The organism is Nostoc sp. CCY 9925 (genome assembly GCF_963920935.1).
Lineage (GTDB): Bacteria > Cyanobacteriota > Cyanobacteriia > Cyanobacteriales > Nostocaceae > Nostoc.
On record NZ_CAWUDO010000140.1, the window covers coordinates 1 to 16,089 of the forward strand.

15 protein-coding genes are annotated in these 16,089 nt (G+C 42.4%); 3 read left to right on the forward strand and 12 right to left on the reverse strand.

Translation table 11 applies throughout. The features are described 5' to 3' along the window. Positions 1–419 precede the first annotated feature (419 nt). The 9 genes from ACM0OY_RS36075 to ACM0OY_RS36115 form a co-directional block, all read right to left on the reverse strand. Positions 420–986: a thermonuclease family protein gene (locus ACM0OY_RS36075; protein WP_414573533.1), complete on the reverse strand. Its 567-nt coding sequence runs from the start codon at positions 984–986 to the stop codon at positions 420–422. 57 nt (positions 987–1,043) lie between these two features. Further along, positions 1,044–1,595 carry a pyridoxamine 5'-phosphate oxidase family protein gene (locus ACM0OY_RS36080; RefSeq protein ID WP_414573534.1) on the reverse strand — a complete coding sequence of 184 codons (552 nt, stop codon included), beginning with the start codon at positions 1,593–1,595 and terminating at the stop codon, positions 1,044–1,046. Positions 1,596–1,774: 179 nt separating this feature from the next. Further along, positions 1,775–3,100: a DUF58 domain-containing protein gene (locus ACM0OY_RS36085; protein WP_414573535.1), complete on the reverse strand. Its 1,326-nt coding sequence runs from the start codon at positions 3,098–3,100 to the stop codon at positions 1,775–1,777. 235 nt (positions 3,101–3,335) lie between these two features. Further along, entirely contained in the window at positions 3,336–5,051 is a 1,716-nt protein-coding gene (locus ACM0OY_RS36090; protein WP_414573536.1) for a fasciclin domain-containing protein, read from the reverse strand. A gap of 708 nt (positions 5,052–5,759) precedes the next feature. After that, positions 5,760–6,566: a pentapeptide repeat-containing protein gene (locus tag ACM0OY_RS36095; protein ID WP_414573537.1), complete on the reverse strand. Its 807-nt coding sequence runs from the start codon at positions 6,564–6,566 to the stop codon at positions 5,760–5,762. 10 nt (positions 6,567–6,576) lie between these two features. Next, positions 6,577–7,215: a hypothetical protein gene (locus tag ACM0OY_RS36100; protein WP_414573538.1), complete on the reverse strand. Its 639-nt coding sequence runs from the start codon at positions 7,213–7,215 to the stop codon at positions 6,577–6,579. A gap of 332 nt (positions 7,216–7,547) precedes the next feature. Next, positions 7,548–8,828 carry an aspartate aminotransferase family protein gene (locus ACM0OY_RS36105; protein ID WP_414573539.1) on the reverse strand — a complete coding sequence of 427 codons (1,281 nt, stop codon included), beginning with the start codon at positions 8,826–8,828 and terminating at the stop codon, positions 7,548–7,550. Positions 8,829–9,068: 240 nt separating this feature from the next. Then, positions 9,069–9,215 (reverse strand): hypothetical protein, encoded by a 147-nt coding sequence (locus ACM0OY_RS36110; RefSeq protein WP_414573540.1) that lies wholly within the window; start codon positions 9,213–9,215, stop codon positions 9,069–9,071. 66 nt (positions 9,216–9,281) lie between these two features. After that, positions 9,282–11,387 carry an FAD-dependent oxidoreductase gene (locus ACM0OY_RS36115; RefSeq protein WP_414573541.1) on the reverse strand — a complete coding sequence of 702 codons (2,106 nt, stop codon included), beginning with the start codon at positions 11,385–11,387 and terminating at the stop codon, positions 9,282–9,284. 454 nt (positions 11,388–11,841) lie between these two features. Between ACM0OY_RS36115 and ACM0OY_RS36120 the strand changes: the two genes are divergently transcribed. Continuing rightward, the gene (locus tag ACM0OY_RS36120) at positions 11,842–12,858 is read left to right on the forward strand and encodes a potassium channel family protein (RefSeq protein ID WP_414573542.1); all 1,017 of its coding nucleotides are present in this window, start codon (positions 11,842–11,844) and stop codon (positions 12,856–12,858) included. 96 nt (positions 12,859–12,954) lie between these two features. On the opposite strand, the gene ACM0OY_RS36125 is transcribed toward ACM0OY_RS36120, so the two are convergent. The 3 genes from ACM0OY_RS36125 to ACM0OY_RS36135 all read right to left on the reverse strand — a co-directional run bounded on the left by ACM0OY_RS36125 (position 12,955) and on the right by ACM0OY_RS36135 (position 14,045). After that, the gene (locus ACM0OY_RS36125; RefSeq protein WP_414573547.1) at positions 12,955–13,512 is read right to left on the reverse strand and encodes an ISAs1 family transposase; all 558 of its coding nucleotides are present in this window, start codon (positions 13,510–13,512) and stop codon (positions 12,955–12,957) included. Then, complete coding sequence (locus ACM0OY_RS36130; protein ID WP_414573543.1) at positions 13,488–13,616, reverse strand: hypothetical protein; 129 nt, start codon at positions 13,614–13,616, stop codon at positions 13,488–13,490. The genes ACM0OY_RS36125 and ACM0OY_RS36130 overlap by 25 nt, the downstream gene beginning before the upstream one ends. A 69-nt stretch (positions 13,617–13,685) precedes the next feature. Then, positions 13,686–14,045 carry a transposase family protein gene (locus ACM0OY_RS36135; protein ID WP_414573544.1) on the reverse strand — a complete coding sequence of 120 codons (360 nt, stop codon included), beginning with the start codon at positions 14,043–14,045 and terminating at the stop codon, positions 13,686–13,688. A gap of 465 nt (positions 14,046–14,510) precedes the next feature. On the opposite strand from ACM0OY_RS36135, the gene ACM0OY_RS36140 reads away from it, so the two are divergent. Together ACM0OY_RS36140 and ACM0OY_RS36145 are read left to right on the forward strand one after the other, a co-directional pair. Then, positions 14,511–14,750 carry a hypothetical protein gene (locus ACM0OY_RS36140; protein WP_414573545.1) on the forward strand — a complete coding sequence of 80 codons (240 nt, stop codon included), beginning with the start codon at positions 14,511–14,513 and terminating at the stop codon, positions 14,748–14,750. Between the two features lie 254 nt (positions 14,751–15,004). Next, a complete protein-coding gene (locus ACM0OY_RS36145; protein ID WP_414573546.1) occupies positions 15,005–16,018 on the forward strand; it encodes a glycoside hydrolase family 43 protein in 1,014 nt (337 codons plus the stop codon). The last annotated feature ends 71 nt before the right edge of the window (positions 16,019–16,089 follow it).

The following is a 16,089-nucleotide window of genomic DNA, read 5'->3' on the forward strand; positions in this document are numbered from 1 at the left end:
ATGCATCGACCTGCGCCTTTGATGCATCGACCTGCGCCTTTGATGCATCGACCTGCGCCTTTGATGCATCGACCTGTAAAAACTAACCTGCCATATCTTATACCATTTCTTTGTGAGGCTGCGCCAAACTGTTTAAACTTCTTTCTTTGTGTTCTTCTCTAACGAGACGCTGCGCGAATGCGTCCTTTGCGGTTCGTTTTTCTTGCTTGTACTTATGGTTTAGCGCATCTTCATACAGAATTGGTATTACGCAACAACTCTAAAAGATTTGTATGTACACGGCAAGAAAGAGGAGGGATAATAAATCAATACGGTTCAGCAAAGAAAACTGGTCTTTCAGACGCGATTCATCGCGTCTCTACATGAATACTTTTATGCTTAACCCAAGCGTATTGGATAAAAAATGACAAATGAGTTTTTCATTTTTTATATAAACTGCGATATTCCCAAGGATTGATAAATTTAGTATCACTCCAAATGCCAAGCTTTTGTCCTTTGGCTTGTGCTTCGGCTTGTTGAATTAAGTCTTTACTAGGACACTTATTTAAATAGGGACGATATACTTTGGCTAAGCCTTCTTGCAATAATATTTGTTGGATAAAAGTGCCATTTTTTAAACGAACTTCTGCAACTTTACGCCCATAACGGTCGCTATCAGTAATATTCAAAGTCACGCGTTCGCCTCCTTGCTGCACGAGTTGTTCCACGCGTTCTTGAGCTTTTATACCCCAAGTAAATTGATTGCGATCGCTACTGACTTTACTCTGCTTTTCTTTATTGGTATGAGCTATTTCTGGCGCATCTACACAAGCAAAGCGCACGGTAACATTTTTACCATTAGCATCTTTTACTACTATAGTATCACCATCACTCACTCGCTCAACCACATCTCCAGAATTACCAATAAAGCCATCGCAGCCTATCAAACCCAAAATTATGATAGTTGCACAAAGCCAAAATCCCACTAATTTAATTAATTTTTCCATCTAAATTGACCAAATTATCTTTGATGCATAATATGGCAAAATCAAACAATATTTTTGTTAACTTTTGACATGCTGTCCGAGAGATTGCAAACATATTTGAATTTTTGTATCTATTAATTGATTACCACTAGGGAATCGTTCGCCAGTCACCCAAGCTTCTTGAGGTTGACACTGATATATTCTGCGGGGTGAATCATTTAAATAATCGGCGGCTGTGCGATTGTGTTTTCTGATTGCACGATTTAGAAGTAGCTTCAGAATCTTTTCTGTTTCCTCTGGGTTCAATTCTGATGCCGTTCCATAAAAATACAAACCATCGGCTGTACCTTCAGAAACACTCGAATTAAAAATAGCGATCGCTACCTTCCCATCATTACTATATAAATTCTGCGAATGCTTGGATTCAATAGCCGAACTCCAATAAATATTGCAGTTATGATCATAGGCAAAAAATACAGGTGACACCCAAGGATAACCATCAAAAGAACAAGTAGACAAAGTGCAATAAATATTATTTGCCATAATCCGAACAGCTTTCCCAATCACTTCAGGATTTTGGAAATCAATCGTATTCACCCATCGATTCGTAACACTCGCAGATTCCAACATAATCTATTCTCAATATGTAATAAACCTCTAACTGTTCCTCTTTGCGTCTTTGCGCGGCAGTCGCTACAACGGGGAGCCACTGCGTTGGACGGGTTTCCCGGCTTGAAGCAAGTGGCGTACCCCCGCAACGCGCTGCCTTGCCTTTGCGTGATACCCATAATCCCCCTTATCAACACCTACTAAAGTTGATTTCGCGCCTTCAATTGCAGATATCGTTCAACCAACTCATCTGCAATTTGATTCGCTGGTGCATCTAATACTAATACACCTTTTTGTTTGAGTTGAGCAAATGCCACTTGTCGTTGTGCCAATAAATCTAATGACACTGCACGCACATAAGCACCTGTAACATTTTCACTAAAAGTATGTGCCAAACGATCGACTTGCGGATCTCGCAAAGTCACGCAAAATGGCAGATAGCGGGGTGCTAATTTAGAAAGTGCAGCCAGCAATTCCATAGAAGCAGTGACATCAACTAAATCAGTAATCACCACCACAAGCGCCCTGCGAGTTTGTCGTTGGACAACATTTGTCACCGCGCCCAAATAATCAGATTCAAATAACACTGGTTGAATGGGAGTCAGCTTATCAATTAGTTGATTCAAATGAAGTTGGCCGCGTTCTGGGGGAATCCACGTATGCATCTGGCGGTCAAATACACCAACACCAACGCGATCGCCTCGATGTAACCCTGCCAAAGCTAAGGATAAAGTTGCATTCAAACCCCAATCAAATCGTTGCAAACCCTGGACTTTTGCTGTCATCAACCTGCCGCGATCGAGTAAAATCAGCAAAGTTTGTTCCTGTTCTGGTTCCAGAACCCTGACCAATGGCGGTGAGTTACCATAAGCACCAACTCGACGGGCGGTAGCTTTCCAATCAATAAACCGCAAATCGTCACCAGTGCGATAATTCCGTAGTTCGGCAAACTCTGTACCGATACCCGTTTGCCTAGCTTGGCGCATAGACCCGGATGATTGCAGTGTCAGGCGAATTGTGAGCGATCGCAACCCAATCAAATCAGGATAAACTTTCACAGGCAGACTTTGTAAAATCTGCCAATCATCCCAAGCTAAACCCCAAACTCCCAATTGTCTGACTTGAATATTTCCCCAAGGAAATTCTCCTCGTTGTGTCGGGTTAACGGTATAGTTTAATTCCTGGGTGCTGTAACTGGGAATAATCGCCGCCAATGCAGGTGCAGATACACCAAAACCTGTTGGATAATAGTCGCGGATTTGAATTTGAGCGTTGGCTTTTTGTGACGTTACTTTTAATACAACTGGATTATCCCGGCCAATGGATAGCCGTGGCGGTAATTCGCGGGTAATTTGCACGCGATAACTCCGCACCTGCAAACCATCTGCAACCATTAATAGGAGAACTGCGACATCAAATAGCAAAGTGATGGCGATGGTTGCTTTAATGGGGAGAAAAAAGGATAGGATGAAGGCGATCGCAATTCCTGATAGTAGTAATAAATAAACTCGTTTGGAAGGAACCATTTTTTTCCAGTCAGGCAAGGATTTTCTATTGATTCCAAGGATAAATCCGCTTGCTCTGTACCATCAAGGAATCATTGGTCAAAGGTAGAGAATTTTCAAAGGAAGTTTAAACTTTAGGTTAGCACGCTATCAATGCTTATAGGGGCGCACATGTGTGCGCCCCTATAAGCATTGCTGTATGTGTTGTGGGAGCAAAAGACGCGCCTTTTGTTTAGGCGCTCATATTTAGTAATGCTTAGAAATTATAACCAACGCCAAATAGCAAGCCGACATCAGTTTCATCCATGAAAGCGGCATTTACAGCGCCTGTAAGGGTGAATCGAGTACCTAGAGGAACGTCTACACCACCAGTTAGCAATAATCCAATATCAGTATCGAGATTAGCTTCAATAGCTACACCTGCACCCAGGTAAGGAGCTATGCTGAGAGTTCGTTCACCCACGGAACCTGCTGCACGTGGAGTAAAATCATAAGTCAGGGGAACTAAAAATACTGTATCGTCGCCAAACAGCACTGATGGTCGTACTGATAGGTAGTTTGTCAGACCAAGTTTGCTGATAACTGTAAAGTTACCTTCACTCAAAGCTGTATCGCCGCCGCTCAAACCAATGTTACCAGCAACCCCGATATAGCTTCTGCCACCACGAGTAGCTCTACCTACATCTACACCAGATGTTCCACCATCAGCAGTACCTCCATTTTGAGGCTGATTTAACTGACTGAGATTAATATCAGGCGGGATGAGGACTTGGTTAATTGCATGGATAACACCGTTACTGGCTGGGACATCCGCTTGGACGACTCTAGCATTATTGACTGCGACTTGATTGTTAGCGCGATCGATTTGAATATTTACAGGTCTTTCTTCAAAGGTTTTCAGTTCGCCGTTTGTGAGTTGGCTAGCAGTTACCGCACCGGGAACTACGTGATAACTCAAAATCTTAACCAAAGCTTCTCTGTTTTGTGGTTGCTGTAATTGTTCTAGGGTAGAAGCAGGTAAAGCAGCAAACGCATCATTAGTGGGGGCAAAAACAGTATAAGGGCCGGGCTGTTGAAGAGTCTCTGCTAAACCAGCTGTCTTTAATAAAGAAGTCAGTGTTGAAAAAGAGTTACTGGATGCAGCTAGAGAAACAATGTCGTTACCTGTTTGAGCGCCGGTACCAACTCCACCAACAACATACTGAGCCGCTGGCAGATTGGTAGCAATGGGTTGTAGCCGTCCCTGTCTAACTAAAGCTTGATATAAAAGTGCTGCTGCTTCAGCACGAGTCAGGGGTTGTTGGGGATTGAGTTGTTTGACATCTGGGTAGTTGACAACAAGATTAGCTTGTGTTGCTGCTGCTACGCTACTAACGGCATAATTTGGGATAGCTGAGGCATCACTGTAGGAAGTATTAAGAGTACTTGTATCGCTAGCAGACAAGCCCAAACCATTGCTGATAGAAACGATGGCTTCTACCTTGGGTATTTGTTGATTTGGTCTAAATACATTCCCAGGATAACCTGACAAAAACCCAATTTCGTAGGCGTTCTGAATTGCGGCAGCTGCCCAGTACCCAGCAGGAACATCACTAAATCCGCCTGCGCTCAATTGGCGAATTCGGTTTTGATTACCGAAAGCTTTTTGAATTAGGGCAGCAAATTCAGCACGAGTTACAGATTGATTCGGTCTAAAGCTGCCATCAGGAAAGCCACTAATTACATTATTGTCAGCTAGGGCTTGAATAAATGGACGTGCCCAGTAATCTGAAGTGACATCTGACAGATTAACTGTTGAAGTTGGTGAAGTTGGTGATGGTGTAGCAGATGGAGTAGGAGATGGAGTGACACTTGGAACAGTATCTTGAGATGAAGCTGGTGCAGAAACTACGATGGGAGCTACTGTAGCAGTTGTCATTCCCAGAACTAGCAAAGCTACTCTTAGTGATGACCAACGAAACACACTAGACATTACAATATCCTCCAGGAGAAAAAGTGAATGAACGGGGCAAAAGGCAAAAGGCAAAAGGCAAAAGATAAAAGGCAAAATTAAACACAAGCATGAATTGAATATTAGTTTTACTTTTTACTTTTCACTTTTTGCTTTTGTTAGATTTTTCCAGAACCGCAGATAACACTAAGAATAAAAAGAGACACTGTGGTCATCTGATATTATATTGCAATAGTAAAGACAGCTGGTACAGTCGAGCGATTTTATCATGCATATAATCGCACTCAAGGGCTATATTAATTCGCTTTTAATAGCCGTGTCTTTATAATTGCCGAGAGAGGTTAATAAGGTCAAGCTTAATGCATCATGAGATTTATTAATATTTAAGAAAGGAAAATCTGTATTGGCGGTATAAGTAGTATTCTTGAGCTATTATCTAATTTACACAACTAACTAATGGCTGTAATTTGGGGTAAATCTTTCACTCTTTAGATAGTTGTCGTTAATGGTAAATTTAATAATGCTAAAGTGCAAATCAGCGATCGCAATCCAAATTTTCGCCGATTGATCCCAGATTTTTGACTAGGATTAAATACAAACTAGGTCTTAAAGCCAGCTATAGCAATGCGATTTTATTTTTGAACAATCAAATAAAAGTCCTAATATAAAGACTCTTTTAGTTAAACAATTCTCAATTGTGAATTCTGAAATTCTGGTATATTTTGTTAACTAATCGTGCCTTGAAGAGTCAGGCATAATTGTTTCTTGAAAATTGACACCGCTAAGATTAGCTCCCCTTAAGTCGGCTCCTCTAAGGTTTGCTTTTCTCAGATTTGCACCTGTCAAATTCGCTCGTCTGAGGTTAGCCCAACTCAAATCAGCTTGGCTCAAGTCTGCTTCATTCAAGTTAGCAGATAACAAATATGCACCACTCAAGTGAGCCTTGGTCAGATTAGCTTTATACAAATCAGTTTTGTAAAGATAAGCTCCCAACATTTCCGCCTTGTATAAGCTAGCCTCGCTCAAATCAGCCCCAATCAAGTTAGCTTCAATCAGGTTAGCAAAACAGAGATTAGCCCGAATCAGTTTTGCTGCATCTAAATCCGCATCTCTCAAGTTAGCGTCTTTGAAGTCGGTGCCAATGAGATTAGCATGAGCAAGCACAGCACCTCTAAGATTGGTTTCACTCAAGTCAGCACCAATCAAATTGGCATCACTGAGATCTGCTTGTGAAAGTGTAGCACCGCTCAAGTTAGCAACGCTGAAGTTAGCAGAATTCAGATTAGCTTCAATCAGCAAGGCTTTGTAGAGGTTTGCACCACTGAGTTCAGCATTGCTGAGGTTTGCCCGCACAAGTAAAGCATTAGCTAAATCTGCCTTGCTCAAATTTACCCCCTGGAGATTTGCACCTCTGAGGTTATCCCCTTCCAGGTTTGCGGCGCTGAGGTCTGGTTGAATCTGGGGATTGTTCTGTTTCCACTCAGTCCATATAACTGCACCTGCTTTGAGTAAACCCAGATGCTCTCGATTTGCCATTTTCTCTCCTTTACTCCTGACGCCCACTTTGAGGATTTCGACCAGGTACACTTTCAATCGCCGTTAATGCTCCCGCTGCACCTGCTAGAATATCTCGTTCTTCTCCACCCAAGTAAAGCCGTCCAAAACTGCCTACGGCTTGCACTTCAAGAATGTTAATCGACGCCGCTTTCTCTGCTTCATTGGCAGCCAAGGCGGCGTAAGCAGCAGGCTCTACTTCTAATACGTATAGCGTTTGCCCTGCTAATAGAAGCTGTCCCCGACGGCTGCGATTGATAAGTTGTGTTTGATAAGCATCGATGTTGCGAATAATTTGGCTGGAAACAACACGTGGTTTGAGACATTCCTCTCTTCGGACTCCGAGTGTTGCCAAAATGGCTTGGCCAGCAGCTCGCGTTTCACCTTGGGAGCCAGAATGGACTTCCAATAGACCATACAAGCGTTCAACTACTTGTACTCCCGGACGCACAGAAGCAGCTTTCAAGGCTACATCTGTAATTTTATTAATTTCGATGCCAGGTGAGATTTCAATCCACAGCGATGTATCTCCTGGTAATGGTAAGAAACCTTGGGCTACTGTTCCCATATATGCTGCATGTTGAGGTTGCAGGCTGTCGAGAAACACGAAGCTGCGTAGTTCTATTCCCAAGATTTTGCTCTCCAGTCATGAGGTAAAAGTTATCTATTGCACGATATGAGCGTCTAACTTGTGGTATTTTAGCCACAAATGAAGAATGGAAAAACACAAAATAGAAAAATTTTGCTGTCGATAAATCTTACACTTGAGAACTACCTGTTAGTGAAAACCGCCTTGATAATTGTACAAGTTTTATCAGAAAAAATAAGTAGAAATAGCAAGAGGAAAGTCTATTTAACTTTCCCCTCTACCTTTAAGATGTTCACACTCAAACTGAAATGTAAAAACACAACAGCAGTTGATGTGTTGTATGTAAGTAAGAAACACTAGATTTTGCCGATCGCCTATTTTGTGGCGATCGCTATTGCTCGATCCAAAGCTTCTAAGGCAGTGTTTACTTCGGCTTCTGTGACAATCAACGGTGGCACAAATCGGATGACTTTTGGCCCGGCTGGTACGAGTAATAAACCCTCGTTGATGGCAGCATTGACAACATCGGCTGCGGTTAGGGCAATGTCAGCTCGTAATTCTAAACCATTGATTAAACCCCAACCCCGAACTTCGCTAATCTGATGAGGATATTTAGCTGCGATCGCTTTTAATCCAGTTCGTAACTGTTCGCCCCGGTCTTGGACATTCTGCAAGATATTTTCCCGCTCTAATGTCTGGCAAACACTGAGTGCGACGCCACAAACAAAAGGATTGCCACCAAAAGTACTAGCGTGTTCTCCTGGTTGAAAAACATCGCAGAATTTTTTGCTCATCATTGCACCGATGGGGATACCGCCACCCAAGCCTTTAGCACTGGTGAAAATATCCGGTTCTACGCCCAGATGTTCGTAAGCCCATAAGTTACCACTGCGACCCATGCCAACTTGCACTTCATCAAAAATCAGCAAAATTCCGGTTTCGTCGCAAATCTGCCGTAGCTTTTTGAAATAGGCAATGTCTCCTGGACGCACACCGCCTTCTCCTTGCAAAGGCTCAATCAAAATCGCTGCTACACGATAATCGCCTTCATCCAACTCGCTAATCGCCACTTCCACAGCGTTAATATCGTTGTAATTTACGTAATGGAACCCAGGCATTAAAGGATCGAAATGTTTTTGATACTTCGGTTGCCCCGTGGCGGTAATGGTTGCTAAAGTCCGGCCGTGGAAACTGGCATTGGCGGTTAAAATAATCGGTTTTTCAATGTCTAATACCGTGTGGGCATATTTTCTGGCTAATTTAATTGCTGCTTCGTTAGCTTCAGCTCCAGAGTTGCAGAAAAAGACGCGATCGGCACAGGAATGTTCAACGATCCATTTTGCCAATTCCCCTTGTTCGGGAATATAGTACAAATTAGAGACATGGTGCAGCTTTTGGATTTGGCGCGTCACCGCTTCTACCATAGCTGGGTGGGCATGTCCTAAAGTACAAGTGGCAATTCCCGCCACAAAATCCAAATATTCGCGCCCTTGTGTATCCCAAACCCGACACCCAGCACCCCGTTCTAGGGCTAAGGGAAACCGCCCATAGGTAGACATGACAGCTTGATTAAAGCTATCTGCATCAAAGGGACTGGGTGTTGACCCTGAATTTGGGGGGATGGTGGTTTGTTCAACTAGAGTTTGTAAGCTCACTACCGCTCCTCCTGGAAGTTTTTCATCATATAGTTATTTACTAGTTTCCTAGAAATCCCAAAAAATTACTTTTTATTCTCCCAAAGCCCGATGGTTTCGTGAATCCCCCACGCTTTTTGACTCCAATTAATTAGGGCCGATCGCTCTACATCACATAAGTAATTTAACGGGCACGTAGTATTTTACGCAAGCTTTGTCTGCCATCGAGTTACGAGGTCGGCTTTTTCTAGCTAAGGTACACTATGCTGATGCTAACGCACTTGCTGTAATCAAAGAAGGGTGCTGTGCGATCGCTGTGTCTGTCAAGAGGGTAAAAAGATTGTGCCTGTAATCTTGCGGGGCATTCAGCAAGTAGCGTTGCTGAGTACTTTTTACATTACTCAGCAACGCTATTTGACGTTAATTCTTTTTTGGGGAGACCCCAAGACCGCAATTTCAACAATAATTACATTGTTAATTGATACTTCTAAAAATTACCCCAAGAGCCGACATGACTAAATCTTTTGAGCGATCGACGTTGTAATCTAAGGGAACTTCAGCACCAAAAAAGCCAATAATTTCCTCTCCATCTTTTGCCTGAAAGCTAAAAGATTTTCGCTGTGATTCTACACTGTGAGCCATAGTACCGAAAGTTTGGCATTTCTGATTTTTTGTTGTCAACTTCAACTGAAGGATATGAGTTGCGCCAAACCAAGTGCCATAATAACCAGATACCTCTTCTAAATAATCCCCTTGAGGAATTGTAAAAACATCTCCTTTATTCGGTTGCTTATTACCGTATTCTCTCGACCACTGATTCAGAGTAGTCTTCTTTTTGTCCGTAGTTTCGTAAAATACTTGCAATCCGTCTACGATATCGCCGTGACGGACAATAATTTTCCTTAGAGAGTTGACACCGTTGAGTACATCGGCAAATGCATCAAAACCACTGGTTTTATGCTGTGACAAGTTATGTTTGTCTACCGTATCTGAGAAACCGTCAAACTTCTCTGGCGCATATCCCCGATAAATCCCTGTAGTGCTACCTACCAGTTTTGAGCGGCGACACTTTGTCGCTTCTAGGATCTTTTTGGAACAGATAACCCCAGAGCGCAAAGCCCCTTCCATGTAGCCAAAAAAGGCTAGGCAGGTATGTTCCCCTGCAAAGAAAAGTCTATCGAGATAAGCCTGACTCAGAAAACGCCCAATCTTACACACTTGGTTAGGTTTCGGGCAAGAATAGCCTCCTCCTGTCCATTTCTCTTCAGGCCACTCGATAAATTCTTGTTTAGTGACGTTACTTTCATAGTCTTTATACACCCGGCCAATCGCTTCATTGAAATACGTCGTTGAATTGGCTGATGCCAAAGCTTGGCTTGCTAATTGACCACCTGCAAACAAATTCAACCCAAAACCATGTCCGGTAGTTGCCATTTGGTTATCGGTGCTTTCCCAAATCATGCCCACTTCGTCTGAGATGAAACTGGGTGCCAAACCTTTCTTAATCCAAAACCGCTCATTGACAGCACTTAGATATTTAATGGCTTGTCCCAGAGACATCTGATAATCCGAGGATACTTCAGGGGTAATGCAAACATGTTTCCATGTGGTGGGAGGAATGGCAAAAACAACGTAGTTGCCCTTGTATTCATGGAAGACAGTGCGAACGGTCACATTTGCTGAATCTTTGGGAATGTCAATGTGAGTCACGGGTTCCTTGATGTTGACAGACCAATTTTCTTGCCCGTGAATTTCCTTAACGACCTTTTTGATTTCCTCAACAAACTTCTCTGCTAAAGCTTGATTCCCACTTTCGCAGCGGAAGGTTTCTGATAAAGTCCAGTAATCCCCAACTCCACCGCCTTTAACTGCTGCAAGCAGACCAAGGTAACTCTGGTCTGTGGTTGGTGCTGTTTGGTCATTGCTAAAATGCACCTCTAAAGCATTTCGTAATAACAAATCACCTGCACACCATTCATCTAATTTATCAGCAACAGAAATGCTATCCCATTCCTTAGCTTTAGGATGTGTCCACGGTTCGTAGGCATCTACTTGTTCTGCATCTTCGTTAATTTTTTCTTGAATCTTCTCCATTTTCTCGAAGATTCCTTTTTGAATTTTGCGGGGAACATTAGAACCATTAATGTAGAGAGGTTGTTCTAATCCTACTGCTTCAAAATTTACTTCATCAGTGATAACGCTCAGTCCCAAACCAAATTTTCTCGCGTAGTGAATCCATTGATGGTGATTGGCTCCAACTAATTCTGCACCCGCTTCCACAATGCGTCCTGGAGCAATATCGTCTTTGCTATAAACACGTCCGCCAACGCGGTCTCTTGCTTCCAAAACAGTTACTTGAACGCCTTGAGTTGCTAATTCATATGCTGCTGCCAGCCCAGCAAATCCAGCACCAACTACAATAACTTTAATATTTTTGAGGCGTTGTCTTTCTTCATTATCTACGCTGGGCAATTGTTCTTCGATTTCTGAAAGTCCGGATTGAATTTTTTCATATTTCTCAATTCCAGATAATTGAGTACCGAAGCTACGGTAAAGTTTTGCAAAAAGCGATTTTGACATGATTACTCCAAGCTTGTTTTCTTTTGTCTCTACACCATTAAGACGATTACAGAAGACAATTTGCGAATTCAACCTAGCAGTCCAAAACTAGGCGTTTGACTATAAAATGTGGTCTGAAAGTTGCATGATGAGGTAGTAATGTACGTTGCAAATCTAACATTAGCCTCAGGAGCTACCCTCAGTGAAATTACTGTGCCTGATTTAAAGAATATTGAAGAGAATTTAAAATTGATGTCTATACATCCGCAGTATTAACCATGAAAATTTGGTGCAGCGATCGCTAGAATACTGCTATTTGCAAAAACTATTTGTTCTTCCTGTGTTCTTTTCCTCTTTGCTCACCAGGATAAATACTATAAAGTTAGTACAAAACTCAAAAATATAGGCCCAAAGTACTATTTATACGTCATTCTCAACTCTTGAGCAAAAATATCAACGTATCCAAAAGGAGTTAATGGCCGGAGCGATCGCTCTTTGTGGTGTTTTCCTTATTGGCACTTTGTGGTATCGAATAATAGAAGGCTGGTCATGGGAAGATGCTGCTTACATGACGGTCATCACTTTAGCTACCGTAGGATACGGAGAAACCCACCCACTCGGTAGCCGAGGACGCTTGTTTACAATTGCCCTAATTTTGTTGGGGGTAGTCAATATCGGTTACATTGTCAACAGATTTACAGAAGCAATCATTCAAGGCTACTTCCAACAAGGAATTCGACTACAACAACAGAGGCGGTTAATGGAATCCCTGTCAGAACACTACATTATCTGTGGCTTTAGTCGGACTGGTCGTCAAATTGCGAAGGAATTTCGGGCAGAAGGTGTACCTTTTGTAGTGATTGATTCGGAGTTGGAATCTGTACACAGAGCACAAACTGAGGGTTATACAGTATATCAAGGTGATGCAACGCTAGATGATACCCTTTTGAAGGTGGGCATTGAAAGAGCGATTTGTCTGGTAGCGGCATTGCCTTCTGATGCTGAAAATTTATATACAGTTTTATCAGCAAAAACACTTAATCCAGATATTCGGGCGATCGCTCGCGCCAGTACAGAAGAAGCGTTACAAAAGTTACAACGTGGTGGCGCAGATGAAGTGATTTCACCGTATATTACTGGTGGGAAGCGGATGGCGGCTGCGGCTCTCAGACCACAAGTTTTGGACTTTGTAGACGGAATTTTGACAGGTGCAGACCGCCAGTTGTATATGGAAGAATTTTTACTCGACCCGGCTTTTTGTCCTTTTGTGGGTCAGAGTTTGCAAAAAGCGAGATTGCGATCGCAAACTGGGGCATTAGTTCTGGCAATTCGCCGCCTTGATGGTACTTTAATCGGCGGCCCCACTGGGGATACGGTGTTAATGCCGGGAGATCGGCTAATTGGTATGGGCACAGCTGAGCAGTTGCGTAACCTCAACAAAATTCTCGGCCCGATTAATTACAAGCAACTGCGGCGGCCGAAAAATAGCTGATTTGAGTTTTAATTATTTGCTTTTTTATACCAATTCAATTAATTCAGGGCTTACGCACTCAGATCCCCCAACCCCCTTTCCAAGGGCAGGGCTGTTTCATCCCACAAAGGCAAGAATTTTGTCAATATCATTAGAGAGAAATCTTTGAGCAATTGTGATCGAAGTATGACCATTTCGGCGCAGTATGTTGAGAGCGATCGCTCTCAAGATGGAGAGATTTGCCGGGGCATTACCCTTACGTATTTTTGAATCATCCTCCTTGAAAACTACGTCTTTAACCCAGTGGAGGCAATTTTCAATACTCCAATGACCGCGAATACCACGAGCAAATTCTTGTGCTGTGTGAATGAGGCTACTAATGTAACAGACAACCTCATGATATGGTTTACCTGCTCGTGTTCCAGTTCTTTCGACTCGAATTAAAGACTTAACTCCCAGCCAGGACGGATCAATTCCATTCAAATCATGAAAAACTTCTACAGTTGTTGTTGTCAGACGGTTCCTAGTTTTTTCGGTCTGGATATAACGGCTCGTTGCTTTGTTTTGTACAGCAATGCGTTGAATATGGCGATGTAATTTTGGCTGATTGTCTTTAACAGCAATTACGTAATCATTGCCACTATTTATGATTAACTGGCAAGTTTTTTTTGGCAGTGTAAAGAATCAAAACTGAAGACAGCATCTTTGAGATCCAACGCTGCAATTAAATTTTGCACCACGGCTATTTCGCTCTTCTCCTTGTTGTCAAATTTTTCCATACTTAAAACTAGTCCTCTTTTACTGGCAAACACTGATACGATACTGACAAAATTCTGACATGATTTCTCCTAGTCAATTACTGTTCCTTTAATGCTTTTACCATCAATTCCACACCACTCAGATGGCTCTAAATCAACGTATTGGTATGCCCACTGATTGAATATAGCGACAAGTTTATCAAAATCTACTCCCATCACTACACGCCTGATCGTTGAGTATGAAGGTACACCATGTTTTTGAATGCCAAACATCTCTATTAGTATCCGACGATGCCGTTTGACGAAATCCCCCCATGCACGATAGCCGACATATCCACTCATGGTGCCCATTATTACAAACAGCAACACCAACCATAGCCGATGTCTTCTACCATCAGTCGTTCTGAAATCTTCCACTTGCCGCAAATCTTCAATCAGACAAGCACCCATGATTTTTATCCCCTCAACACTTGCAATTTTACCTGTTGAGCGGGAATGAAACAGCCCTGCCTTTTTAAGGGGGTTGGGGGATCTAAAACGAGGTAAAATTGCGTGTTTGAGCTTAAGTTGACACCAATGCACAACTGTGCACCCCTACAAATTTCTGGTTATGAACGATGGTGAAGTTATTGTAACTATTAGCAAATATAGCAGTCCTATATAAAAAACGAACCGCAAAGGACGCCAAGGACGCAAAGGGAAAAAAGAAGAAAGCGATATATATTTTTCACAAATGATTTAGGATTGGTATATTAAGCTAGACTGTGTTTTTAATTACCAAATATCAGCATTTTTGTTTAAAACTTTTTATGAAAAAAGTTATACAACCAGTTCTATCTCAGGATAGGAAATCTCCGAGAAACTGAAAGCTATCATTTTATCAAAATAACTTTTTAAATAAGGTACAAATTTGTTATGCCATCAGAAATTCCTGAAGATAATCGCAAAGAAGAAGGTAAATACGATCCTCAAGATAACCCTGGAACCCAAACAACTGTGCCAACTACAGAAGAGGGTGATACTCCTCTCGATGAAAGATATCGGATGACTGGTCAAGAATCAGGTACAGAAGTTCGTCAGGGTGCTGAACCTGAAGCAGCTGGGGGTACTGTGACAACACCTGGTCTTCCTAATCAAGGAACAGAATCTCGTTAAAAAGATTCTTGAATTTAATGAAGATTGCAAAACTTAATATTTCTAAACTTTGCCGCAATTTAACCGAAACTTAAAGCCAATCTTTCCAGCTTAAAATTTTTTACCTAAATTTTAAGCTGGTTTGGCTGATTTGAGAAAACTCCACTGTTTTAATATTTATTTTATTTAACTTTATCGGTGTAAAATTTATTAGCTTCATCTGTGGCGATTCTCCAGAGGAGACGCTACGCGAACGCAATATTTACGGAATTGAAATGCAAACCTATACTAATCCGGTCTACAAAGGTTATTTTGCCGATCCTTTTGTTTGGCAGTACCAAGGAGTATATTATGCGATCGGCACTGGCGCAGCAGAAGCAGAAGGAATGGTAGATGAAATAACGGACGCACCAAATGTTAAATCCAATAACAAAATCTGCGTCTTCCCTCTGTTACGCTCTTTCGACTTTGTGAATTGGGATTTTGTTGGTAACGCACTACTGCGGCCAGACCCTAGCCTTGGCGATAATTTCTGGGCACCTGAAGTTGCTTATTGCAATGGACAGTTTTATCTCTACTACTCTGTCGGGCACGAAGACAAGAATCATCAGTTACGTGTGGCTACAAGCGATACTCCGTTAGGGCCTTATCAAGATGTTGGTGAGCCACTTGTAGATCCCAAGTCCTGCCCTTTTGCCATCGACCCGCACCCATTCTGTGATGATGATGGACAGTGGTATTTGTTTTACGCCCGTGACTTTTTGGATACATCCGATGGAGTGCGTGTTGGCACAGCATTATTTGTAGATAAACTCCAAACCATGACTAAGCTTGCTGGAGAGGGGAAAGTTGTTTTGCGTGCGCGGTCTGATTGGCAACGGTTTTTAGCCAACCGTTTGATGTACGGTGAAATTTATGATTGGCACACTTTAGAAGGTCCGAGTGTTCGCAAACATGGAGGTAAATACTACTGTTTTTATAGTGGTGGACGCTGGGAAACTGAGAACTACGGTGTAGATTATGGCGTTGCTAATAACGTCATGGGGCCTTACTCTGATGCAGGTAACGAAACTGGGCCACGGGTGCTAAAGTCTGTTCCTAATTTTGTTAGAGGGCCGGGACATAATTCTATTGTTCTTGCGCCAGATGGTCACACTGAGTATGTTGTTTACCATGCTTGGACGCCAAATATGGATATGCGGCAAATCTGCTTAGATATGCTGATTTGGACACTAGAAGGGCCGCTTTGTAAAGGCCCTACCTGGACGCCGCAGACTATCAACGATTGAATTTAAAGATTTTGCGATATAGCAGAAGGCAGAAGGCAGGAGGCAGGAGGCAGGAGGTAAAAGTATTACTA

Coding starts and splice junctions, on each gene's coding strand:
- ACM0OY_RS36135 (WP_414573544.1), bottom strand. CDS start 14,045: ATGGGTGCTTGTCTGATTGAAGATTTGCGGCAAGTGGAAGATTTCAGA.
- ACM0OY_RS36115 (WP_414573541.1), bottom strand. CDS start 11,387: ATGTCAAAATCGCTTTTTGCAAAACTTTACCGTAGCTTCGGTACTCAA.
- ACM0OY_RS36130 (WP_414573543.1), bottom strand. CDS start 13,616: ATGGAAAAATTTGACAACAAGGAGAAGAGCGAAATAGCCGTGGTGCAA.
- ACM0OY_RS36075 (WP_414573533.1), bottom strand. CDS start 986: ATGGAAAAATTAATTAAATTAGTGGGATTTTGGCTTTGTGCAACTATC.
- ACM0OY_RS36090 (WP_414573536.1), bottom strand. CDS start 5,051: ATGTCTAGTGTGTTTCGTTGGTCATCACTAAGAGTAGCTTTGCTAGTT.
- ACM0OY_RS36085 (WP_414573535.1), bottom strand. CDS start 3,100: ATGGTTCCTTCCAAACGAGTTTATTTATTACTACTATCAGGAATTGCG.
- ACM0OY_RS36140 (WP_414573545.1), top strand. CDS start 14,511: ATGCCATCAGAAATTCCTGAAGATAATCGCAAAGAAGAAGGTAAATAC.
- ACM0OY_RS36145 (WP_414573546.1), top strand. CDS start 15,005: ATGCAAACCTATACTAATCCGGTCTACAAAGGTTATTTTGCCGATCCT.
- ACM0OY_RS36120 (WP_414573542.1), top strand. CDS start 11,842: ATGGCCGGAGCGATCGCTCTTTGTGGTGTTTTCCTTATTGGCACTTTG.
- ACM0OY_RS36080 (WP_414573534.1), bottom strand. CDS start 1,595: ATGTTGGAATCTGCGAGTGTTACGAATCGATGGGTGAATACGATTGAT.
- ACM0OY_RS36095 (WP_414573537.1), bottom strand. CDS start 6,566: ATGGCAAATCGAGAGCATCTGGGTTTACTCAAAGCAGGTGCAGTTATA.